The sequence below is a fragment of the Pseudoalteromonas aquimarina genome, from assembly GCF_049257255.1.
GTDB lineage: Bacteria > Pseudomonadota > Gammaproteobacteria > Enterobacterales > Alteromonadaceae > Pseudoalteromonas.
The window spans coordinates 476,564-498,871 of the sequence record NZ_JBMMUG010000003.1; the positions used below are offsets into that span (position 1 = coordinate 476,564).

Annotated in this window: 18 protein-coding genes; 6 read left to right on the forward strand and 12 right to left on the reverse strand. The window is 40.1% G+C overall.

Annotation, left to right across the window (positions count from 1 at the left end; all coding sequences use genetic code 11):
• The first annotated feature begins 232 nt into the window (after positions 1 to 232).
• Positions 233 to 1,591, forward strand: coding sequence for a Na+/H+ antiporter NhaC family protein (locus AAEU29_RS10115; RefSeq protein WP_421973208.1), 1,359 nt, complete (start codon positions 233 to 235; stop codon positions 1,589 to 1,591).
• Between the two features lie 30 nt (positions 1,592 to 1,621).
• Complete coding sequence (locus tag AAEU29_RS10120; protein ID WP_421973209.1) at positions 1,622 to 1,972, forward strand: VOC family protein; 351 nt, start codon at positions 1,622 to 1,624, stop codon at positions 1,970 to 1,972.
• A gap of 65 nt (positions 1,973 to 2,037) precedes the next feature.
• Here AAEU29_RS10120 and AAEU29_RS10125 read toward each other — a convergent pair whose 3' ends face one another.
• The 5 genes from AAEU29_RS10125 to AAEU29_RS10145 all read right to left on the reverse strand — a co-directional run bounded on the left by AAEU29_RS10125 (position 2,038) and on the right by AAEU29_RS10145 (position 5,568).
• Entirely contained in the window at positions 2,038 to 2,826 is a 789-nt protein-coding gene (locus tag AAEU29_RS10125) for a motility protein A (protein WP_421973210.1), read from the reverse strand.
• Between the two features lie 8 nt (positions 2,827 to 2,834).
• Positions 2,835 to 3,659, reverse strand: coding sequence for a flagellar motor protein MotB (locus tag AAEU29_RS10130; RefSeq protein WP_421973211.1), 825 nt, complete (start codon positions 3,657 to 3,659; stop codon positions 2,835 to 2,837).
• A 20-nt stretch (positions 3,660 to 3,679) separates the two neighbouring features.
• The gene (locus AAEU29_RS10135; protein WP_421973212.1) at positions 3,680 to 4,411 is read right to left on the reverse strand and encodes a hypothetical protein; all 732 of its coding nucleotides are present in this window, start codon (positions 4,409 to 4,411) and stop codon (positions 3,680 to 3,682) included.
• A gap of 12 nt (positions 4,412 to 4,423) precedes the next feature.
• Positions 4,424 to 4,759, reverse strand: coding sequence for a PadR family transcriptional regulator (locus AAEU29_RS10140; protein WP_421973213.1), 336 nt, complete (start codon positions 4,757 to 4,759; stop codon positions 4,424 to 4,426).
• Positions 4,760 to 5,046: 287 nt separating this feature from the next.
• Positions 5,047 to 5,568 (reverse strand): NADPH-dependent FMN reductase, encoded by a 522-nt coding sequence (locus tag AAEU29_RS10145; RefSeq protein ID WP_274761494.1) that lies wholly within the window; start codon positions 5,566 to 5,568, stop codon positions 5,047 to 5,049.
• A gap of 113 nt (positions 5,569 to 5,681) precedes the next feature.
• On the opposite strand from AAEU29_RS10145, the gene AAEU29_RS10150 reads away from it, so the two are divergent.
• On the forward strand, positions 5,682 to 6,575 hold the full coding sequence (locus AAEU29_RS10150; RefSeq protein ID WP_421973214.1) for a LysR family transcriptional regulator: 894 nt from the start codon (positions 5,682 to 5,684) through the stop codon (positions 6,573 to 6,575).
• Between the two features lie 280 nt (positions 6,576 to 6,855).
• The gene (locus tag AAEU29_RS10155; RefSeq protein ID WP_421973215.1) at positions 6,856 to 8,601 is read left to right on the forward strand and encodes an amidohydrolase; all 1,746 of its coding nucleotides are present in this window, start codon (positions 6,856 to 6,858) and stop codon (positions 8,599 to 8,601) included.
• Positions 8,602 to 8,681: 80 nt separating this feature from the next.
• Here the strand turns inward: AAEU29_RS10155 and AAEU29_RS10160 are convergent, their stop codons facing one another.
• From AAEU29_RS10160 to AAEU29_RS10190, 7 genes are all read right to left on the reverse strand, one after another.
• A complete protein-coding gene (locus AAEU29_RS10160; protein WP_421973216.1) occupies positions 8,682 to 9,050 on the reverse strand; it encodes a hypothetical protein in 369 nt (122 codons plus the stop codon).
• A 581-nt stretch (positions 9,051 to 9,631) separates the two neighbouring features.
• Positions 9,632 to 9,772 carry a hypothetical protein gene (locus AAEU29_RS10165; RefSeq protein WP_421973217.1) on the reverse strand — a complete coding sequence of 47 codons (141 nt, stop codon included), beginning with the start codon at positions 9,770 to 9,772 and terminating at the stop codon, positions 9,632 to 9,634.
• A 343-nt stretch (positions 9,773 to 10,115) separates the two neighbouring features.
• Entirely contained in the window at positions 10,116 to 12,809 is a 2,694-nt protein-coding gene (locus AAEU29_RS10170; RefSeq protein WP_421973218.1) for a carboxypeptidase-like regulatory domain-containing protein, read from the reverse strand.
• Positions 12,810 to 12,965: 156 nt separating this feature from the next.
• The gene (locus tag AAEU29_RS10175) at positions 12,966 to 13,469 is read right to left on the reverse strand and encodes a SixA phosphatase family protein (protein ID WP_421973219.1); all 504 of its coding nucleotides are present in this window, start codon (positions 13,467 to 13,469) and stop codon (positions 12,966 to 12,968) included.
• 34 nt (positions 13,470 to 13,503) lie between these two features.
• Positions 13,504 to 15,027, reverse strand: a complete 1,524-nt coding sequence (locus AAEU29_RS10180) for a tryptophan halogenase family protein (RefSeq protein WP_421973220.1) — start codon at positions 15,025 to 15,027, stop codon at positions 13,504 to 13,506.
• Positions 15,018 to 16,556 (reverse strand): tryptophan halogenase family protein, encoded by a 1,539-nt coding sequence (locus tag AAEU29_RS10185; RefSeq protein WP_421973221.1) that lies wholly within the window; start codon positions 16,554 to 16,556, stop codon positions 15,018 to 15,020. Before AAEU29_RS10185 ends, AAEU29_RS10180 begins: the two co-directional genes overlap by 10 nt.
• Positions 16,557 to 16,746: 190 nt before the next feature.
• Positions 16,747 to 19,779 carry a TonB-dependent receptor gene (locus AAEU29_RS10190; protein WP_421973222.1) on the reverse strand — a complete coding sequence of 1,011 codons (3,033 nt, stop codon included), beginning with the start codon at positions 19,777 to 19,779 and terminating at the stop codon, positions 16,747 to 16,749.
• 411 nt (positions 19,780 to 20,190) lie between these two features.
• On the opposite strand from AAEU29_RS10190, the gene AAEU29_RS10195 reads away from it, so the two are divergent.
• Complete coding sequence (locus AAEU29_RS10195; RefSeq protein WP_421973223.1) at positions 20,191 to 21,417, forward strand: amino acid deaminase; 1,227 nt, start codon at positions 20,191 to 20,193, stop codon at positions 21,415 to 21,417.
• Between the two features lie 17 nt (positions 21,418 to 21,434).
• Positions 21,435 to 22,307: a MurR/RpiR family transcriptional regulator gene (locus AAEU29_RS10200; RefSeq protein ID WP_421973224.1), complete on the forward strand. Its 873-nt coding sequence runs from the start codon at positions 21,435 to 21,437 to the stop codon at positions 22,305 to 22,307.
• The last annotated feature ends 1 nt before the right edge of the window (position 22,308 follow it).

Here is a 22,308-nt window from a genome sequence, read left to right on the forward strand (position 1 = left end):
AGCGTATTTTATATCAGTTTGTTACGTTAAGGTAAAATAATTAAAAGCTAACAACTAAGGTGTTTTTTTGTCACTTTTATAAATTAGCGGTGTACAGCAAGCGGCAGAACAGTCTGTTTTGTGAATCAAAAAAATCAGCTAATTTATTACGGCACTTTCACTTAAAGCATTTTTTTGCAATTATGATTTTTACTGTTCAAAATAAGCCGCTTAATGCGTCCTGAGAATAATAATGAACGATTCAATTTATACCATTATCCCGCCGATTGTGGCCATTTTAGTTGCCATTTGGCGTAAAAGCGCGATTCAAGCGTTGCTGGTGGGGTTAGTACTTACCTACTTTATGTCATCAAGTTTTGCGCCAATTACCAGTATTACAGCGATGACAACAGGGGTGATAGATGTCGCTACATCCACTTATAATCAACGTATTATCATTTTTAGTTTATTAATTGGTGCCGTGCTTGCGCTGGTTAATGCCAGTGGCGGTGTAACGGGGTTTATTCATGCCCTTAATAAAAAGCACTGGGTTGATAACGACAGAAAAGCGGCGATGGTTCCGACCTTAATTGGTTCATCGATTTTTACTGATACCAACTTAAGTATGTTTACTGCAGGCCTTGCATCACAGAGCATATTTGATAAATACAAATTATCGCGTGCACGCCTTGCGTTTATTCTCGATTCTACCTGCTCGCCGATTAGTATTTTACTGCTAATAAATGGCTGGGGCGCGTATATTTTAGGGCTACTTGATGGCTATAACTTATCAGATCAAGTAGGCGTTTTAATAAGCACGATTGGATATAATTTTTACCCGATTATTGTGGTGTGTGTAGTTTACTATACCGCGCTTAGCGGCCGTGTATTTGGCCCATTAAAAGACGCCAATAGCATAGTCGAATCAAAGTTCGAAAAGAATGATACCGTTGGCAAAGCAAGTTACCTTGTGGTGCCGATGCTTGGTATTATTTTTATTACCTTGGGCTTACTCTATTACACAGGTGATGGCGACTTACGCCGTGGTAGCGGTTCGTTTTCGGTGCTTTGGGCTGTGGTAACGAGTTACCTAATCCTAATTTTAATGTTATTAAAAGATAAGGTATTTTCTAGCAAAGAGGTGCTAACGCACAGCATTAAGGGCATTAAAAATCTGGTGCCAGCTGTGATGGTATTAGTGTTGTCGTTTGCTTTTGGTGATGCTGTTAAAGCCTTTGGTACAGGTACTTATGTCAGCGGGTTAATGAGCTCTGAAGTATCTCTACTTTGGATTGCACCGCTACTGTTTATTACCGCGGGTATTATGGCGTTTGCTACCGGTACTTCGTGGGGCACATTTGCGATTTTATTCCCAATTGCACTGCCAATTGCGTTACAAACAGGTATTGAACCTGCGTTTTTATTAGCTGCGGTGCTTGGTGGCGGAGTATTTGGTGACCATGCATCACCAATTTCAGACTCAACCATTGTGGCATCTATTGCCAGTGGGTGTGACCATATTGAACACGTTAAAACCCAGTTACCGTATTGTTTGGCGATTGCGCTAGTGAGTTTAGTGCTTTACGTTGTGGTTGGTAGCGTTATTATTTAACGTAAACTTTTAGTAAGACACGGAGGCCGTATGCAACACGAAAAAATTAATTATCTTGAGTTTCCAGCCAGTGATTTAGAAAAGGTAAAAGCGTTTTTTAATGCAGTATTTGCTTTTGAATTTACCGATTATGGCCCTGAGTACACCGCATTTAATAACGCGGGTATTGATGGCGGTTTTTATTACTCTGATAAGGTAATGGCAACAACTACGGGCTCGGCACTGGTGGTGTTTTACAGTGAAAATTTAGCTGAAACACAAGATAAAATAATCGCTGCTGGCGGTAAAGTAGTGGTTGAAACGTTTGAATTTCCAGGTGGAAAACGTTTTCACTTTAGTGATCCATGCGGTAACGAGTTTGCCGTGTGGAGTGATAAATAAAGCGAGAATACGTTAAAAGTGAGGCATGCTAAAGATATACAGCATGCCTTGTTTTTCTTAAATGATTACTGGCTAACCTCTGTTTTTTCATCGAGCAATTCCGAGTTTGATGTTAAATCTTCACCTAAATAGCCCGCTAATAAATTCATCATGGTTTTTGGGTTATCGCCCTTGGCAATATGCATTACGCCATCGCGCACTAAGCACATATGGTGTTTTATCTCTTCTGCGCGCTCGCCAAGTTTGTTGGCAAAAGGCCCTGTAATGCCATTGGCAATCAGTGCACCATAAAGGGTCGTTAACAAAGCAACAGACATTTGTGGGCCGATGGTTTTTGGGTCATCCATTGCAATTAGCATCGCCACTAAGCCAATTAATGTGCCTATCATGCCCATGGCGGGGGCAAGCTCAGTAAAGCTATTCATCACTTTTATGGCATCGTTATTGTTTTGTCGAGTATGCAAAATATCGCGATTCATCGTAAATTCAATGGCTTCTGGGCTGTGACCATCCACTAGTAAATTAATTGCTTTGGCCATAAATGGGTCGTTAATGGGTTTTTCTTCTAAGCCCAAAAAGCCGCTTTTACGCGCAATTTCAGCCAGTTCTACCAATTCATCCATGGTACTAAATAAATCAGGCGTGGATTTACTAAACACCCATTTAATGTGTTTGATAGCAGCAACGAATTTAGATAAACGATAACTTAACATCACCGCACCTAAGGTGCCGCCAAGCACGATGCAAATAGACGATAAATTTGCGTAAGCTTCGGGCGCTGCACCACTGGCAAAAATACCAAAGATCAGTGCCAAAATAATAATTGAAAGGCCGAAGCCACTTGCTGAATCCATGGGTTTTCCTAAAAAGATTGAGAAGGTTGAAGTTCGAAGGCGCTACCTTGCGATATGGCAATTTCAACGCGGCGATTTTTAGTTCTGTTTTGCTGCGATGTATTGGGCAGCAAGGGCTTAGTGTCAGCATAGGCTGCTATATGCAAGCGGTTGCTGTTAAGCTGATTTGAACCGAGTAAGGTTTGCAGCACGGCATTGGCACGTTTTGAAGATAATTCCCAATTGTTGCTATGCAGTTCGTTACTAACCTGCAAATCATCACTGTGACCCGAAACCGAAATTTGCCCTGGAATGCGACCAAGTTGCTCGGCTATAGTCGTTAAAATAGATTTGAATCGTGGTTGTAAAAAGCTGGAACCAGAGGGAAAACTACCGCGTTCGTTTAAACGGATAATTAGTTGTTGGCCAAGCATTTCAAGTTCAATTAATTCGTTTTCAATTTCGCTTTTAAGCAAGTGTTCGAGTGTTTCTTTTAATTTAAGATTGATTTTAGCTGCTTCACTCTCATCCTTTTGCGTTTGTAGATTAGGCTGTTCAAGGTCAGTTGTGAGCTGCTTTACAGACTCAATAGGTGTGGGTTCTGGCTTACCTGGTGAAAACTCAGTGGCGATAACTGACGTGCCTTTTGGTATGTCTTCTAATATCACTTCAGATTGCACACCAAAGGCTTTTTTCATTGAGCCTGCGATGTGTTTAAACTTTTCTACATCCATTACGGAATAAGATAATAGCAAAACAAAAAAGCACATAAGCAGTGACATTAAATCGGCAAACGTCGTCATCCAATTTGGTGCACCTTTGGCTTTTTCATCAATAAATTCGAGGTTTTCCATGATGATACTTCTTGCTTTATTTAACTATCAGATTGCCAGATTTGACTGTGCTCTGTGCGAAATCGCTTCGCAATAAAATAGCAGCTGGGTAGCACTAAATAGAACACACTTAGCAACATGCTTGCGAGAATGGGGCCTGTTTGGGTTGCGGCATAATCATAGTTATTAAGCAAAAATAACCCATACAGATAGGGCATTAAAACCAATGAGACGCTACTAAAAATAAGTGATTTTAAACTCGCAGTTTTACTTAAATAGTGAATGGCAATAAGTGATGCGGACGCTAGAATAAGCGCAGGTAAGTGAATAAAAAGACCAATAAATTGCCAAATACCGTCATTGGTACTTTTCATAATGTAATCGGGAGTGCCTGACCAAAATGCACCTTCGAGTAAGGCAAGGTGAATATTGCCATTTAAAAGTGATTGCCAAAATCCGTCACTAAAGCCATCAACATTATCCATGCTACTTAACCACATTACCAAGAGAGCACTAATAGTAAAAACACTAAGTCCGATACTAAAAAGAAATGCTTTAATGACATTTGCATTTGTTACTAGGCGATGAAATGCAGCTTTACCACAAAGGCGTGTTTGCAGCCAAAACCAGCGGTTAGCAAGCGTAAGGTTTTGTTCTTTTAGTTCAAAATACTCTTCGTATAAATCGCCTAATAACGCGTCTTGATGGTGCTTGGGAGTAAAACGTTCAATTAGCCATGCAGCAAGCTTAGGTGGGTTATGATGTTTAGTCATGGTGTTCACCAATTATACTTCAAAGGGGTGGTTTGGCAGGTTTTGCCAAAGGGTATCCATGGCGTCTTTTGCCCGTTGCAATGCATTTAATCCATCATTGGTCACTGTAAAAAAACGTTTTGGGCGACCGCCGCGCTCGGGCGTGGCTTCCCCTAATTTTGATGACACTAAGCCTTTGTTTTCAAGTCGCTCAAGGGTGGCGTAAAGTGCACCTAGGGCAACTGTGCGTTCAATTTGTTGGTCTAACAATTGGCGAATTGCCGCGCCATAGGCGTTATCTTTTAGTTGCAATAAGGCGAGCAACACCATTTGCTCAAACTCACCTAAAAATTTATCACTTTTACCCACAAACCACCTATAAAAGCCATTAATGCTTAATTTACTACAAAATAGGTTTTTAAAATAAAAGATGCAAATAGTTTTTACTATTTTGTAGTAAAAACTAAAAAATGAGCAAAAGGTATGGTTGTTTAATAATCTCAGGTATGGAGAAAATCTGCTCCTAGCTGTTTTTACTATGAGGTAAATATTAAAACTGGCATCCTGTGCTCAGAAAAGACCGAGAAATAAAAGTGCTAAAAATAAAAAACAGGTGCAATGCACCTGTTAAAGGGGAGGGTGTTTAATATTATTTATTAACCAAGCTGCGCCATAATAGTTGCAAGTTCATCTGCAAGTTCACCATTGGTGATTTGGCCTTTTTCTACATCAAAGTTATCGAAAAAGCTTGGTAGAGAAAAACTGCCTTTAACGTCCATTGCAAAGAAACCTGCAGAGCCAGTTGCTGCGCCTAATACACTTTTTGCACCGCCAGGGCCTGGTGATGATGCCATCAATACAACAGGCTTATCTTGGTAAACTTTCATATTAATGCGCGATGTCCAATCGAATAGATTTTTATACGCCGCCGTGTAAGAACCGTTATGCTCAGCAAATGAAATTACAACCGCATCTGCATCACCGATTTTTTTATAAAAGGTTTGTGCTTGCTCAGGAATACCGCCTTGCTGTTCACGATCTTGACTGTAAATTGGCATTTCAAAATCGTTTAAATCTAAAATTTCAACTTCTGCATCGACTAATGATGATGCGTATTGAACTAGTTGCTTGTTGATTGACTGGCTATTGTTTGTTGCTGCGAATGCTAATAATTTCATAATGCTCTCCGACATGAATGCTATTTAAGTTAGTTACCTTGACTTGATGGATATAAGGTTATATTAATTCCTTTACGATATTAATACTTGTAAAATTAAAATACTGTTTCCATATGACTAATAATATATTTGATGGTATTCCCATCTTTGTACAAGTGGTAAAACTCGGTGGTTTTGGTGCAGCTGCTGAAGCGATGAATCACTCAAACTCCCATGTAAGTAAGGTAATCAGTAAGTTAGAAGAGCGTGTAGGAGTACGCCTATTAAACCGTACTACGCGCTCAATTTCACTTACGCCAGAGGGGCAAGTGTTTTTTAATCACTGCGAGCAGTTGGTGAATGATACAGAGCAAGCATTGCAATCGATCTCGCCCAGTGATGAAAAACCTAAGGGCAGCTTAAAAGTCAGCTGCCCACTTGGCTTAAGTAAAGGGCTGTTACAGCCGGCACTGTCGGAGTATTTATCGCTTTATCCCAATGTCAGTTTGGAATGGAATATTAGCGATGAAAAAGTCGACTTAATTAACGAAGGCTACGACTTAGCCATTCGTGCCACGCCATCGCTCGATGACTCAACTTTAATTTGCAAACGCTTAACCAGTTATCCAACTTATACTGTGATCAGCAAAAAATACATAGAACGTTACGGTAAGCCTCATCACCCGCGAGAGCTCGCGAATCATCATTGCATTTGCTACAGCAACTTGAAAAAAGCCGATAAATGGGACTTTATCGATAAAAATGGCAGTGAATTTACCGTACCCGTTAAAGAGCGAGTACGCAGCAATAATGGCCATATGGAATTAGCAATGGCGTTAGATGGCCATGGCATTGTACGCTTGCCAGAATTCTTTTTAGCAGAGGCTCTTGAAAACAACGATATTGAAGTGCTTTTTGCTGATTTTCCAGCGAAAGAAGTCCACGTTTACGCAGTTTACCCAAGCCGTAAGCACTTATCGCCAAAGGTGAGAAAGTTTGTTGAATTGTTACAACATAAACTCACTTAAATTAGGCTCTGTTGGCTTTTCAAGTTCGTTTATACAGCAGTTTGATTGGGTTTAATAAAAGGAAGAAGCTGACTCTAGCCCACACCCAGAGCACTTTGATACAAGCCGGATTAAAGAGAACAAAATTAAAACTGCAAAGACTAGTAATTCCAAGTTTTTGATTTGGAATAACAATACCTTAATTAACTTGTTCCTTTTTTAGGATAAATGAGTTTTACTAACGATGAGGCAATTTTTTAAATAGTTAACTCAAAAATGATTAAGTAAAGGAGAATACATTATGAAATGGCATTGGATGATGGCAAGTGCTGTTGGGCTTTCACTAACTGGGTGTTTTTCAGAAAAGCCAACACAAAGTGAAGCCGTTACAAAACCATTGGCAGTAACTGCAGCCGATAAAATTTACTTTGGCGGCGATATTTTAACAATGGAAGGTGAAAAGCCAGACTACGCAGAAGCAATTGCGACGTTAGGTGAAAAAATCATTTTTGTAGGAGATTTAGATGAAGCTTTAGCTCACAAATTTGGTAAAACAGAACTAGTTGATTTAAAAGGAAAAGCATTATTACCCGGTTTTGTTGACCCGCATAGCCATGTTTATGGTGTAGGTTTACAAGCGGTAGTTGCCAATGTATTACCGCCACCAGATGGTAAAGCAAATACCGTTGACAGCATTATTGAAATCTTAAAAGCCGCTGATCAAGACGAAACACAGCGTTTATTTATTGAAAAAACAGGCTGGATCTTAGGTTTTGGCTATGATGATGCCCAGCTTGACCGTTACCCCACCAAAGAAGACCTTGATAAGGTGAGCACTGAAAAGCCCGTACTTATTGTGCATACCTCGGGTCATTTAAGTGTGGCAAATAGCAAAGCTCTTGAACTAAGTGGCATCAACGCAGCATCGCAAAACCCACAAGGTGGTGTAATACGTCGTATTGAAGGTAGCCAAGAACCTAACGGCGTGCTTGAAGAGAACGCGCATTTTGCGATGTTATTCAGTTTAAATAAACTGATAGATAAAGACTTGCAAGATGTAATGCTTGAAGCCTCGCAAAAAATGTATGCTAAATTTGGCTACACCACCGCACAAGAAGGCCGAGCAACAACTGAAGGTTATGAGGCTCTCAAGCGTGCATCAAATAAAGGTGAGTTACTAATTGATGTTGTTGCATACGCCGACATGCCATCAAGCAGTGGCTTTATGAGCTCGCCTTACAATGCGCCTACTTACACCAACCATTTTCGTATTGGTGGTGTAAAACTCAACTTTGATGGCTCACCACAAGGTAAAACAGCATGGCTAACGCAGCCGTATTTTCATCCGCCTCATGGACAAAATAATGAGTATGCGGGCTATCCAACGTTTAAAGATGAAACAGCCTATAACTATGTTGAAACCGCGTTTAAAAATGATTGGCAGGTATTAACTCATGCCAATGGCGATGCGGCAATTGAGCAATTTATCACAGCAGTAGAAAAAGCAAATGCCAAACTTGGAAAAAAAGATCGTCGCCCTGTGCTTATCCATGGTCAAACTATTCGTCAAGATCAAATTGCACGACTAAAAGAAGCGGGAATATTCCCAGCGTTATTCCCAATGCATACCTTTTATTGGGGTGATTGGCATCGCGACTCGGTGTTAGGTGAACCTCGTGCTGATTTTATCTCACCGACCAAAGCAATACTTGATGCAGGAATGATTTTCAGTAGTCATCACGATGCACCTGTGGCACTGCCAAGCTCTTTTAGAGTTCTTGATGCAACGGTAAATCGCACCACGCGCACCAATAAAGTGCTTGGCCCAGATCAGCGCGTAGACGCTTACACAGGTTTAAAATCAATGACGCTTTGGCCTGCTTATCAACACTTTGAGCAAAATAGCAAAGGTAGCTTAAAAGTGGGTAAACAAGCGGATTTAATCATCTTGGACAAAAATCCACTTAAAGTAGCGCCTGAAACATTAAAAGATTTACTGGTGATTGAGACGATTAGCCGCGGACAATCAGTGTATCGACGTCAATAAAAGAGTCACTTTATAAATAATAAAAGGGATCTTTGGATCCCTTTTTTTCCAAAATTTTAAAATGGTTTTAAAGGCAATGGTTAATGAAAATAACTTGGTAAATTTTCAATACCCACAAACTTAAGTGCCAAGTCATATTGTTTTGGCGAAAAAATTTCGCATTTCACCAGCGAGTTCGAGACCATTAATTGATAGCCTTTAAATACTTGCATTAGCGAGTGATTATTCGGGTCAATAATCACTGCCACAGAAGATGCTTTACTGATAACACGCCTATCTTTCATGGTGTTAGCTATCTTCATCAAAGCGTTTAAATTTCCAGATATTTTATTAACCAAGCGGTAATCGTATAGGGCGTTAATACCCACATAAAACGCTGGGTCGTTTAGTAAATCTTGTTGATGCGTATATAAATCATCAATACAAAGGTCGTGATTCGGCTTGCACATTATCAGTCCAAGCGCGTCATTAATTTGGTAATTCATATTTTTGAATGACATTTTTGCCGATATTTAGTTACTACACTTTAGATTTTCAGCCAATCGCGTTGTTGTTGTTTTTAATACGAAGAGCTGCATTTCTAATATTCTTATTATTGTAATCAGTTGCTTTAAATTGTGTTCGAAGCCAGATCCTTAGCAGCGATTTTGATACAACAGCATTTAGCATTTGAGTTCATAAAACGAACTCATTATTTTTGCGTTTTAAGTGCGTGTTATATCAATAATCTTTCACTCTACTGCAATTTATTAAAGAGCGCTAGAAACAGATAAAGACCCATTCAAAAATAATTTTATCAGTATTCTTAATAGTTTAATTTGTGAACATTTCTATTTTATTTGGGTAACTGTTACCAGCTTGATGACTCTAGTAGCTGAGGTGAGGTGTGTGCGGTATGGAATAAATTAAACGTAAAAAGGACTATTAAAAGTTATAAAAAAGCACTTACTGTTTAGTTAAGTGCTTTTTTACAATGTACTGTTTTGCTGCATAAGCGCTCCAATAATTGGTTGGGCTATTTGTTAATTCATTACTTTAATATCAAGTAAGTTGCACCAATTAATGACCCTGTTACAAGTGCCATTGACATACCCGCAGTAATAAGGCTTGCAACAACAAAGGTAGTTAAACCAGCTGTAAATAATAAATCAAATGCATTAGACGTGTTCATATCTCTATTCCTATTGTGTTAAGTAAAGCATTTATCGCTTAGGTTATTTATTAAGTCGTAGTTGGGTCTAAAAAGGTTTAAAAAAGAAACAAAAAAATTTTGAATTTGTTACATTGAATTGTGGAAAGATGATATTTAAACGCCGATACAACAATAGCTTAGATTTTAATATAACAAAAAGTTTTTAGCGTTAAGTTAGCAAAGATTGAAATGAGCTAGATAACTGAGTTAGGGATTTTTGTTCTTTTAGCGATTAGCGAGTACTGAAATTTAGTTAGAAATACGTAAGTTTGTATAGTTTAAGATATATGAGCAGCTGATTTATTCAGCTGCTCAAAACGTCTTAATTTAAACTAAGTTCTAACTTCTCATTGAATAGAGGATCGTTAGTTTTGACTGGTGTCGCTTTACTGTTAGTACGATCTTTTATAGGAATATAACCTTCAGGTAATTGAACAGGCCTTTCATTGGATCTAGTAAACTCAGTTACGAGCTGTGAAATATGCCAGTAAAGATGCTCATTTGCGGGTATCTCATTGTCTGGGTCAAAGTATGAGCGTTGAAAGTCCATGTAATAATGCGTTTTTTGCAACACAACATGCTGATTTTGAGGCTGAGCCGTTAATTGTACATTTTGCCAACGGCGTTCAATATACATAATACATTCACTATTAGCATTTGTTTCCCAGCTTTCTGAATGACAATGGGCCACATTTCCAACGATATCCTCATTGCCTCGGTAACGCCTTAAAACAAGCTCATTATTAATAATACGCCAAAGGCCAACTGATTCAAAAACATGAGATTCATCGATTTTACCGAGCGGGGTACCTGACTCCTCAACATAAAAGTAGGATAAAGTGCCGTCCTCTCTTAACTCATACCAACCGGCCTTGTTAGGGTCTAAATCTCGAGACTTATACTCGTAGCTATAGACTCCAGGCACATTGTCATTTGTCCAAGTTAATGATTTATCTATTTCATATATATTACCGATTTCAGGTGACACTTTATGCGGTTCAATTACCTCTTGAGTGAATGTCATAACCTTAGCTTGCGCATCACTTTTATCCTGTAATTTAGCAATTTTAACTTTAAGTTTGTCAGCCGCTAGCTCAAGTTCACCTTCACTATTAATTAACCACTCAGTATTATGCAGCTCAGTATTAAAATCTTTATCAATAACAGATTCAATGGTAGCTGTTTTACTCGACTCAGCATTAAAACGCACCTTTGCAGCAGTCATTTCAATTGCTACCGGAGAAGGATCATTTGGTGAGTTATAATGCAGTGGTAAATTTGGCAAAGACATACTAATTATGTAGTCTTTACTTGGTTTTATTGGTGTTAATGCCTCGTTGGTTAACTTCTTATTTCTAGATAATGTTGTAAAGAATGTTTCTGATATTTCGCTCTCGGTTTCAATTACTTCTTTAGTGAAAATATCTTTGTATTCGATTACAAAAGTAACCCGTAAGATTGATAGATTATTACCTGTAAATACAGTGTTAATCTTATAATTATTAATGTACCCAACTGCTCGGACTTGATCATAAGAGTTTTTTGGATAGATATACTCAATGTGATAAAGCATAGGTTCGTCAAACACCAGATTTAAGCCTGAATCATTTTGAGTCCAAGTAATCGCGCTTTGTTCTTTTGCTTGAAGTGTTATCAACGAACCAGTCCCATTTTGATTGAGTACCAGTTTTCCAAAACCTAAGTAGTAAGGTGTATTAAATTCTAGCTTAACACTTTTTCCAAACGCTTGATCAGTTACTAAAACGTCATGTTCAAGATCATTTAATAAATAACGGTCATAGTTATTGAAAGCATAAAATAGACTCGAAATGGCCTGCTTATTTGTAAAAAGCTGATAAGTATTTTCTAAATTGTCTGGCAAAAGTTCAGCTGGTAAATCACTAATATTATCAATCAAGTACTTATTCATTGCAGCATAGGTTTTGACGATACCGAAGTTTAAGTTACTTAGTGCTAATTGGTATTGTTCAACATTGGCTAAAGCTTGATTACTGTTTTGCTGTACCATTAAAGCCGCAACTACAGTGCTAAAATGACTAAGTTTTAAACCAATATGTTCATCAGTTGATAATTTGTTTTCGTGACTTTCTGCAAGTTCAACAACATCATCAATGTTTCCAAGTTCAGAAACTAATTTGATCACACTGTTAGTGCTGGAACCTGTTGCTGATAATGTTAACAGTTGGTCTTGGTAGTCATCATCAACATTAATGTTGAGTTGATAACTGCCTACTTCATTGGATTGGGTAGTAAATTGCAGATCACCTAATTGCGCCGTAATATTAGCATTTGCTATTGCCTTACCTGTTGTGACTTCACCAGAGAGGGTAAAGCTGGCAATGATATTGGGCTCGATGGTGAGTGTCATACTTTCAGATGTTTGTGCGCCATCATCATCGGTAACGGTGAGTTTAAATGTTAAATCTGTTTTTTCTACAATCGATGGCGCAGAAAATGACAGCTGATTGCTGGTAGTATTTGATAATTCAACATTAATGCCGCTGGTTTGTTGCCATTGGTAAGCCTGAATTGTTCCGTCTGTATCAGAAGCTGAAGCCGAAATGGTTACTTCAGATTTTTCAATAACAGTTTGATTAGTTAGTGATACGCTAGGTGCTTCATTTTCTGCTTCTACTGTTAGCGTCATACTAGCAGACGCCTGTGCGCCATCATCATCGGTAACAGTGAGTTTAAATGTTAAATCTGTATTTTCTTCAATCGATGGCGCAGAAAATTTCAGCTGATTGCTGGTAGTATTTGATAACTCAACATTAATGCCGCTGGTTTGTTGCCATTGGTAAGCCTGAATTGTGCCATCTGTATCGGAAGCTGAAGCTGAAATGGTGACTTCAGACTTCTCAATAACAGTTTGATTAGTAAGTGATACGCTAGGTGCAATATTTTGAACAGTATTATCGTTATTGGTGTTTGTATCTTGTTTTGAGCTACTGCCACCACCGCAACCAACTAAGCTGAGTGCGGCTACGACAAGCAAACAAGACTTGTTTAAATGAATATCCATATAAGTGTAATTGTTATTTTAAAAGGGAAGTCATCATACTTATATGAAGTTTTATTTTGAAGTTACCGCCCTTTAATAATGTGTTGATTTTGTGATGAATTGTAAACACATTTATTGTTGTAGCTAATCTCAGTTTGAGCTTAATTCTGTTACTGATTTTTCTTTCACAACAAACACTTTGTGGAATTCTGATTCCGAAACACCGACGTCCTGACCACTTAGTAGCTTAACCATTTCAGGGGTTGTGTTGCTATGGCCCACAATAACGATATTGCCTTTTAATGTACTCAGTTGCGCTGCCAATGCGCTGAGTTGGCGCGGGTTGTAATGCGTTACGGTAATACCAAGCTTGTCGCTAAGGGGCTTAGCTGTTTCTAATGTACGATTATAATTAGAGCTAAAAATATGCTTAATATCATAGTCTTTCAATAGTGTTACAAGGCGCTCTGCACGTGCTTGGCCTGCTTCGGTTAGGCTTGGGTTTGGTCCTTCTTTTTTCTCGGCGTGACGCAATAAAATAAACGTATCTGGCGTTGCAAATACTGTATTTGATAATAATAAAAACAAAATAGCCGTTAATAAGCGCATGATATAAAAGCCTTTTACAACAGGTTGTGAAACAATTTCAGCCACTTTAACTGAGCTTTTTATAAAAGCAAAGGGCGATTTAGTTAAAAATTGCCTCATCGGCAGGGCAATATTGTTGCAAAAATTCATCATGGCTAGGCTGTGTTTCAGCGCATTTATCAAGTGCACTTCTGCCTGCTGCAAGGCTTTTTGCCAGCGTTTCGCTGTTAAGCGCATCTAAGGTTGGGTTGTATCCATTAGGCACTACTCCCATGCCATCGAACACCGCATACCAGCTGGTGGGTTGGAATAGTTCTTCGACACCTGGGGTCAATCCGCCGCTTTGTCTAAAAAACTCAATGCGCTCAGATAAGCTTGCTGGAACTTGTTTTTGTTGCCAATCGCGCCAAAACGCTGAGTCGTCACGTTTTGTGGTGCAGTAGTGCAGCACTAAAAAGTCACGAATTTCTTGATAATCACCAATAATGCGGCGGTTAAATTCGTTTTGTAATACCGCATTTGGCGTTTTAGTCGGAAACATTCGCACAAACAGTGCCAGCGATTTAGAGACTAAATGAATAGCAGTAGATTCAAGCGGCTCTAAAAACCCCTGTGCCAGACCAAGTGATAGGCAGTTTTTATTCCATACTTTATCGCGCACACCGGTAACAAAGGGGATCACTCTTGGTTCGGTTAGTGGCTCGCCGTCAACATTATCGAGCAAAGTTTGAATCGCTTCTTCATCTGAGATGTATTTATCGCAAAATACATAACCATTACCTGTGCGGTGTTGTAGCGGAATATGCCAGCTCCACCCCGCTTTTTGGCCGCGCGAAACGGTATAGGGTTTGGTATCGCCCGTGAGTTTGGTTTGCACAGCAACTGCGCGGTTACAAGGTAAATGCTCCGACCAATCTTGGTATTCGGTATTGAGTGCATTACCAATCAGTAAGCCCTTAAAGCCAGTACAATCAATAAAAAAATCGCCGTTAATTGTCTCGCCTGATTTTAAAGTGACAGACGCTATATTGCCGTCTAGCGTTTTGCTGATTGATTCCACGTGGCCAACGGTGCGTTTTACGCCAATATTTTCAGAAAATTTGCGTAAATATTGCCCTGCCAGCACTGCATCAAGGTGTAGTGCAAAACGGGCGCCTGCAAGTGGCGTATTCATCGCTTGGTGCGGTACAAAAAAGCGATTTTTTTCAGATAATACCGCTTCTGGAGAATAGGCCATTAATGGTGTGCTGTCGCCTTCGGCTTTTTGTTTTAGCCAACATTGGTAAAACTCGTGACCATCAATCTTTTGGCCAACTTCACCAAAAGGGTGAAAATAGCTATGCGATTCTTGATACCAGTTTTCAAACTGAATACCCCATTTAAAACTGGCTTGAGTGGCTTTTATAAATTCCACTAGATCAATGCCGAGGCTTTCAAGGGTATCAATGAGCGGTGGAATAGTGGCTTCGCCAACACCAATAATATTGACTTCGTCTGATTCAATCAGCTCAACTTGGGTGTGACTGTCTTTAAAAATATTGCCAAGTGTTGCTGCAGCGAGCCAACCTGCAGTGCCGCCACCAACAATCACAAACTTTTCAATGGGATTTTGTGTTAACTGCATACTGCTTCCTGTTGTTTAATGGGTTGATAGCCACAGTGCTTTTCTAAGAAATCGCTGTGGGTAGGCGCATTTTTTACTTGGCTTGATACCATTTCACGCATTTTAGATAAATGCTCGTTTAAGTAATTGAGCGGCATATTATCGGCGCTTGCTTGATAGCTTTCAGGTAAGAAATTTAAGCCATGATAGATTGCCAACCAACTATCAGGGCCAAACATTTCCCAAGGCAAGCGTTTTAGTTCGCCGGTTTTGGCAAAGGTCAGCATTTTTTCTTCAAGTGAAGCCGGAATTGCCATATCGCGGTAATACTGCCACATTGGGCTGTCGCTGCGGCCGTTTAATTTGTAGTGCAAAATAATAAAGTCGCGCACGCGCTCATATTCTTGTGCATTCACATCATTAAATTTTGCGACATCGTTTACTGAATATTGATTACTCGTGAAGGTTAGTAAGAGTTTTTCGATTGCCGTTTCAACCAGTGCAATGCTGGTGCTCTCTAATGGCTCTAAAAAGCCTGAGCTTAAGCCAATTGCGACACAGTTGTTGTGCCAGGCTGTTTTACGCCTTCCTGGGGTAAAACTAAACTTACGCGCTGGCTGTAAAATGTCACCATCGATAGACGCAAGCAAACTTTGCTTTGCTTCTTCATGGGAGAGGTATTTGCTGCTATAAACATAACCATTACCAACACGGTGTTGAAGTGGAATACGCCATTGCCAGCCCCCTTTTTTAGCGATAGCGAGGGTGCGGGTGATGGGCTCAGCCGTTGCGCTTGTTTGCACTGCAACAGCGCTGTCATTTAATAGCCAGTGGCTCCAGTTTTCATAATCAACAGCTTGGTTTTCACCAATTAACAGCGCCTTAAAGCCAGAACAATCAATAAATAAATCAGCGGCGATGCATGAACCATCTTCAAATTGTAATTGGCTAATACTGCCATCAGGATGATTTTCAATGCTACAAATGGTGTTATCAATATGTGTAACACCTTTATTGGTTGAATAATCGAACATCAGTTTGGCAAACAAGCTGGCATCAAAATGCAGTGCCCAATCAAAAATTTCTAATTGGTTTTGTGGTTTAATTTTGGGTGGCACAAATTTGTTGTGCTTTGCCATTTGCACACCAAGTGAGTAATCGGTTAAATCGCTGTGCGCACCAGCACGTTCTGCGCGTAACCAATAATGATGAAATGGGGTAGTGGGCGTGCTTTGCCCGTAAATGCCAAACGGATGAATAAAGCGGGAATTTTCACCTGCCCAGCCTTGAAATTCAATGCCAAGTTTACAGCTGCCTTTGGTAGCTTTTAATACCTCAATATCGCTAAGACCTAAGTTTTGATAAAAGCGACGTAGGGTTGGAATGGTGGCTTCACCCACACCTATGGTGCCAAGTTTGCTTGATTCAATCAGGGTTATTTTACAGTGTTTTAGCGGGGCATGATTAGCAAGGGCTGCAGCTGTCATCCAGCCAGATGTGCCGCCGCCGACTATGACGATGGAATTTATTGTTTTTGTTGTTTCTGTCATGGTTCACACTCTGTGCTATTACTTCAATACCAATTTGATTAAGTAACTTGATTAAGTAAATAGGCAATTAGTTAATCAAATGGGTATTTGCATTGTATCGTGATGAAACCAAAAGAAAAGACTGCCGCCAAATGTCGGCAGTCTTGGGCAGAAAGTGTTAATTCAACCTAAATCCTAATAATTCTAAGGATTAAAATGTTGCCCTAACACCAAGGGTCCAACGCGATTCATACTCGTTACGGAACGCTTTTTGTGAAGAGAATTCAAGGTAAGTTTGTTGAACTTCTTCAGTAATGTTCGAACCGTGTAAGTAAATATCTAGATAATCAGTTGCGTGGTAAGTCGCACTGAAATCAAGTTGAGTATATGTATCTTGGTATAGTGACTGTCCGCCTACTGCACTTGAACCTTGTGTGATTAAGCGCGGGCTACGTGAGTTCCATGCTAAACGCGTTGAAAACTCTTCTTGCTCATACCAAAGTACAAAGTTGTAAGTGTCTTTTGACATACCAACGAATGGTAAGTCGTCGCCATTTACGTCTTTATTTTGCTGTGAACTGTCACTGTATGTGTAGTTAGCATCAATACCGAAGTTATTAAGGAATGCGATATCAGTGTAGTCGCTCATTGCTGCGCGAATACCTACTTCTAAACCGCTTACATCACCACCTTCACCTTGTACTTGCGTACTGAAAGGCCATGGACCACGGCTGATACCATCATCATCTGGCTCATCAATCCAAACTGTACCGCTTTCTGTGAAGCTTTCAATTTCGATTTTGTACAATGCTAAGAACATCATAGATGCGTCGCCGTTATACCACTCAGCTGAAAGTGAGTAGTTATCTGAGCGCCATGGGTTAAGAGCAGGGTTACCTGTTAGGTTACCATTTACAACGCGTAAACAGTCACACTCACCGTTAATTGCTTTACCCACTGTTTTACCACCGCCCCAGCTAGCAAGGTCAAGTGATTGCATATTCTTAGAGTATGCACCACGTAAAATTACTTCTTCAGTAATGTCAGCTGAAACGTTTAGTGAAGGTAGGTAGTCTGTGTAGCTACGCTCAGTTACCACGTCACCAATATCCGGGCCTAAACCTGAGTGAGGTAAGTTTGAACCAGCAAGGTTTTGCTTAACATAAAGGTCAGTTTCAACCACCTTCATACCAAAGTTACCGCGGATCATTTCCCACTCAAAGTTAGCTTGTGCAAAATAGCTAAATTCACTTAATTTAACATCGTATGATGCACCCGCATTTTCAACACGTTGTACATTACCGAAAGTATCTAAGTGGAACTGACGTGGATCACGGAAGTTAGATGGATCAATTGCCCACATTGTCGGAATGCCTTTCACACTACCGAAGTTAGAAATTTGGCTAACTGTAGTATGTGTGTCAAGACGAGTTGGGTTAAGTAATGTATAAGGCACCCAAGTACCCGCAGTTAAATCACCTACATCTTCTGTTAGGTATTCACCTGCAGCAGGATTACCTTCACATGTAGATGTTGTGTGGTATTGGTCAACTGCTTTCCACTGTGCGATATCACAGCCATCACCAAATTCTGATGTGTATGTGAATTGGTCGTGATCTACTTTACGTTCCATAAAGCGCACACCAAAATCAACACTTGTTACGAAAGGCATATCGTCAAATTGATAATTCCATTTCGTGCTGAATGTATTGATTTCACCTTCATCATCAGTGTTACCTTCTGATGAGAATGCACCAATGTGGTATGAATCGAGGCTGCCCATATAATCAGCAATGCTCATTAAGCCCTGACCACCATTAACCATTTGGTCAAAACCACTAAATACTGGAGATTCGCCACGTGCATCATAACGCAGTAGGAACGAATCGCTTTCAATACCGCCTGGTGAGAATTGAGCGTAACAACCGCCTTGATCACCAACAGCATCTGAACCTGAACAGTATTCAGCAGGAGCAAACTGACCAGGACCTGTAACTAAAGTACCTTGGTCGATACTTAGTAAATCACCTTCGCCGTAGCCGTGACGCATGCTTGCATCGGCTTTAGCACGCGTTACACGTACTTGACCTGAAAGTGGGCCACCGTTATTAAAGTTTAGCTCTAAGTTTAAGTTGGTAGATGTTTCGTAGTTATTGTTTACCTGAGTGAATGTTTGTAAGCGCCATGGCTTCAGGTAGAAGTCATTTACCGCGCCCCAAGCATCACCATTCTCATCAGTGAAAGAATCACCTGTCCAACCAGACTCAGTTGGGAATGCATAATCGTTGAAAGAGTACCAACGGTTGTTTTGAGAAAGACCTTGACGCTCATTGAAACGTTCTTGGTCGGTGTAGAACGCTTCAAATACAAGTTCTACGCCTTCACTTATATCAGCTTGGAAAGCGAACTGATAACCTTGACGCTCACGCTTCTCTTGTTTGTTAAATGCTGCAAAACCTTGTGGAACAACGTGACGGATGTCATTGCCTTGTGGGTTTTGACCCCAAGTAAAGTTGTTGTTTGCCGCACCGATACCGCCATTTTCTGACGTATCAAAGTAACCATTGTAGTCTGTTGCTAGCGTTGCTTCTTGAGTTACAGCTGAGAATAAAACACCCCATTTTTCAGCGTTGTAGCTAATTAAGCCGTTTAGATTAGGATCAGTTTCGTCACTGATAGAGCCTTGTGTTACATCTGCGCTTACGTTAGTTGTCCAACCTTCGCTCATATCGAATGGACGGCGTGTTTTAAGGTCGATTGAACCAGAAATACCTGCAGCTGAACGCTTAGATTCACTTGTTTTATAAACATCAACACCAGAGAAAAGCTGTGCTGGTAAATCACCAAAGTCAGCGCCTGATGAATCAATGGTTGTTGCACTTAAAAATACTTCGCCGTTAAGCGTGCTGTCTACTTGAGGTAAACCACGGATTTGTACCGGACCACCTTCACCAGCTGTACGTTCAACTTGTACACCAGTAATACGTTGTAGTGAGTCTGAAATTGTTACATCTGGCAGTTTACCGATGTCTTCTGACGCAATGCCGTCAACTTGTGAAGGTGCGAAACGCTTTACGTTAATTGCTTTAACTGTACTTGCGCGAATACCTTTAACCTGAATTACTTCCATTTCAGCTTCAGCAGCTGACTTTTCTTCCGCCATAACGTTGTGAGCAAAACCCGCAGAGAGTGCTACCGCGATGGTTGAAGACAACACACTTCGTTTAAATGTTCTGTTGGACACAGTCTTCCCCTATTAGTGTTTAGTTCTATCAGAAATTACTTCTGAGAAACCTTATTGTTGTGATTACTTACATAAATCAGTTAATGACAGCGTTGTCACTCGCAGTCAAAAAAAAGGTTGTAACTTAGGCAGTAACATTTGCGTTTTACAGCTCAATAAACGCGCACCAAACTCAATAAACAGCCCAGTTTAGTTGATACTCGAAAGCTAACTTACCTAGTTCAAAAATTTGTGTGTGTTACTTGCCGATGTTAGAAAGTAACAAATAAAAATCTTGAACTTGTTACTTTTTAACATTAACATGACCACAAAAGCAACACTTTGATAACAAATTTGTTTGAAAATCATCTAGATTGAATAGAATTGTATTAGTTTGGTGTTTTGCGGTTAGCAATTTGGTAACAAGTTTTCATGAATGAAGTCGTTAAAGGTTCGGGAAACCCTAATTCCTTAGAAAAAAATGGTTGGCACATATTACGTGAGGAAGTGAGTTTTCCTGTGGCGGTGTTATCACAATCGGCCATTAATAATAACGCAAAGTGGATGAGCGATTTTTGTCAAAAGGCAGAAGTAAACTTAGCCCCCCATGGTAAAACCACTATGGCCCCCGAGCTTTTTAAAATGCAGCTTGAGCACGGTGCCTGGGGCATTACCCTTGCTACGGTGGCGCAGGTAATTAATGCTGTGAATCATGGTGTTACACGTATTATTTTAGCAAACCAACTGGTGGGTAAGTATCACTTTGAGCTAATAGCTAATTTACTTGAAACCACCGATGTAGAGTTTTATTGCTTTGTTGATTCGGTGGAAAACGCTAAGCAAATAGGCGCTTTTTTTGATGCGCGAAAAGTATCAATTAACATTCTTTTAGAAATTGGTGCGAAGGGCGGTCGCTGTGGTTGGCGTGATGTGAATAATGCAGAGGCATTTTTAGCTGCATGTAAACAGCATCCAAGTTTAAAACTTGCAGGTATTGGTTTTTATGAAGGGGTGATAGGTGGTAGTAATGCGCTTGAAAAAGTGACCAATTTTGTTGAAGAAATCTATCAATTAGCAAATACACTAAAACAACAACATGCGTTTGATGTAACTAAACCCATTATTACTGGCGCAGGCTCTGCCTGGTATGACATCGTAGCAAAGACGTTAGCTAAACATAATCACCAACAAAACTTTAATTTGGTTATACGCCCGGGCTGTTACCTTATTCATGACACTGGCATTTATCAAGACGCACAAAATGCCGTGATGTCACGCAGCCAATTAGCATGCGATGTAACAGGCGATTTAGCATCGAGCCTAACGGTGTGGGCGTATGTTGTTTCGCGTCCCGAAGCAGGATTTGCCATTGTTGGTTTAGGTAAGCGCGATGTAGCGTTTGATGCTGGCCTACCCAAAGCAGAGCTAATCTATCATGTTGATTCTCAAACATTACAAGCGGCTGATGCATTAATTGAAACGGTTAAAATTATGGATCAGCATATGATGCTAACCTTGCCTGAAAATTGCGCGCTTAACGTGGGTGATATGGTATGCTTTTCGACGTCTCACCCGTGTTTAACCTTTGATAAATGGCGTCAAGTTGCTATCGCCGATGACGATTGGGTTATTCGCAAAACTATTTCCACCTTTTTTTAGCAAGGAAGCAGTAACAGATGGATATTATTAACAAAATTAAAGAAGGGCTAGGGCACTTTAGCCCTGCAGAAGACAAGGTTGCACATCTTATTCTGAGTGATCTTGAGTTTGCAGCCACGGCTTCAATTAATGAATTGGCCGATAAAGCTAATGTGAGTCACGCCAGTATTACGCGCCTTGCCAAAAGCTTAGGATGTGAAAATGTACGTGATCTTAAATTCCAACTTACTCAATCTGCTGCGATTGGTGAGCGTTTTACAAACTCAGACCTAATTGAAAAGAAAGATATTTTTCATGTTTACTCTTCGATTCAAGAAATTTTAACGCTTAATGCGGGGCTGATTAAAGAAGTGGATGTTGCTATTGCTGCAGAGGCTATATGCAGCACGCGTCATTGCTTGATTTTTGGTGTGGGTGGCGGCAGCAGTATGCTGGCGATGGAATGTCAAAACCGTTTGTTTCGTTTAGATGTGTTATGCAATGCACACTCTGATCCCATGATGATGCGTATGACGGCATCAACAATCAATAAAAATGATGTGGTGTTGTGTTTATCGTTAAGTGGCGTATCGCCAGATGTGATTGATGCCGCGCGTATTGCAAAAGAATACGGCGCAAGCATTATTGCCATTTGCCCAGAAGGTGAACTTGCCGCACTCGCGGATGTGCATTTACCTATAAAAACGCAAGAATCTGATTACATTTTTAAGCCAAGTGCTGCGCGCTATGCAATGATGGCGGCGATTGATATTTTATCGAGCGAAGTGGCGACTAAAAATCAGCGCCGCTCAAAAGAAAAATTACGTCGTTTAAAAATTCAATTAGATCAGCATCGTAACCAAAAGAGCGACGCACCACCGGCTGATACTCGCTTCCCGCTCGGTGATTAAA

What these genes read in the sequence shown, in the direction of transcription:
- AAEU29_RS10160 (WP_421973216.1), bottom strand. Translation starts at nt 9,050, where the DNA reads ATGTGCAAGCCGAATCACGACCTTTGTATTGATGATTTATATACGCAT.
- AAEU29_RS10200 (WP_421973224.1), top strand. Translation starts at nt 21,435, where the DNA reads ATGGATATTATTAACAAAATTAAAGAAGGGCTAGGGCACTTTAGCCCT.
- AAEU29_RS10125 (WP_421973210.1), bottom strand. Translation starts at nt 2,826, where the DNA reads ATGGATTCAGCAAGTGGCTTCGGCCTTTCAATTATTATTTTGGCACTG.
- AAEU29_RS10150 (WP_421973214.1), top strand. Translation starts at nt 5,682, where the DNA reads ATGACTAATAATATATTTGATGGTATTCCCATCTTTGTACAAGTGGTA.
- AAEU29_RS10115 (WP_421973208.1), top strand. Translation starts at nt 233, where the DNA reads ATGAACGATTCAATTTATACCATTATCCCGCCGATTGTGGCCATTTTA.
- AAEU29_RS10165 (WP_421973217.1), bottom strand. Translation starts at nt 9,772, where the DNA reads ATGAACACGTCTAATGCATTTGATTTATTATTTACAGCTGGTTTAACT.
- AAEU29_RS10180 (WP_421973220.1), bottom strand. Translation starts at nt 15,027, where the DNA reads ATGCAGTTAACACAAAATCCCATTGAAAAGTTTGTGATTGTTGGTGGC.
- AAEU29_RS10120 (WP_421973209.1), top strand. Translation starts at nt 1,622, where the DNA reads ATGCAACACGAAAAAATTAATTATCTTGAGTTTCCAGCCAGTGATTTA.
- AAEU29_RS10155 (WP_421973215.1), top strand. Translation starts at nt 6,856, where the DNA reads ATGAAATGGCATTGGATGATGGCAAGTGCTGTTGGGCTTTCACTAACT.
- AAEU29_RS10185 (WP_421973221.1), bottom strand. Translation starts at nt 16,556, where the DNA reads ATGACAGAAACAACAAAAACAATAAATTCCATCGTCATAGTCGGCGGC.
- AAEU29_RS10130 (WP_421973211.1), bottom strand. Translation starts at nt 3,659, where the DNA reads ATGGAAAACCTCGAATTTATTGATGAAAAAGCCAAAGGTGCACCAAAT.
- AAEU29_RS10195 (WP_421973223.1), top strand. Translation starts at nt 20,191, where the DNA reads ATGAATGAAGTCGTTAAAGGTTCGGGAAACCCTAATTCCTTAGAAAAA.
- AAEU29_RS10145 (WP_274761494.1), bottom strand. Translation starts at nt 5,568, where the DNA reads ATGAAATTATTAGCATTCGCAGCAACAAACAATAGCCAGTCAATCAAC.
- AAEU29_RS10135 (WP_421973212.1), bottom strand. Translation starts at nt 4,411, where the DNA reads ATGACTAAACATCATAACCCACCTAAGCTTGCTGCATGGCTAATTGAA.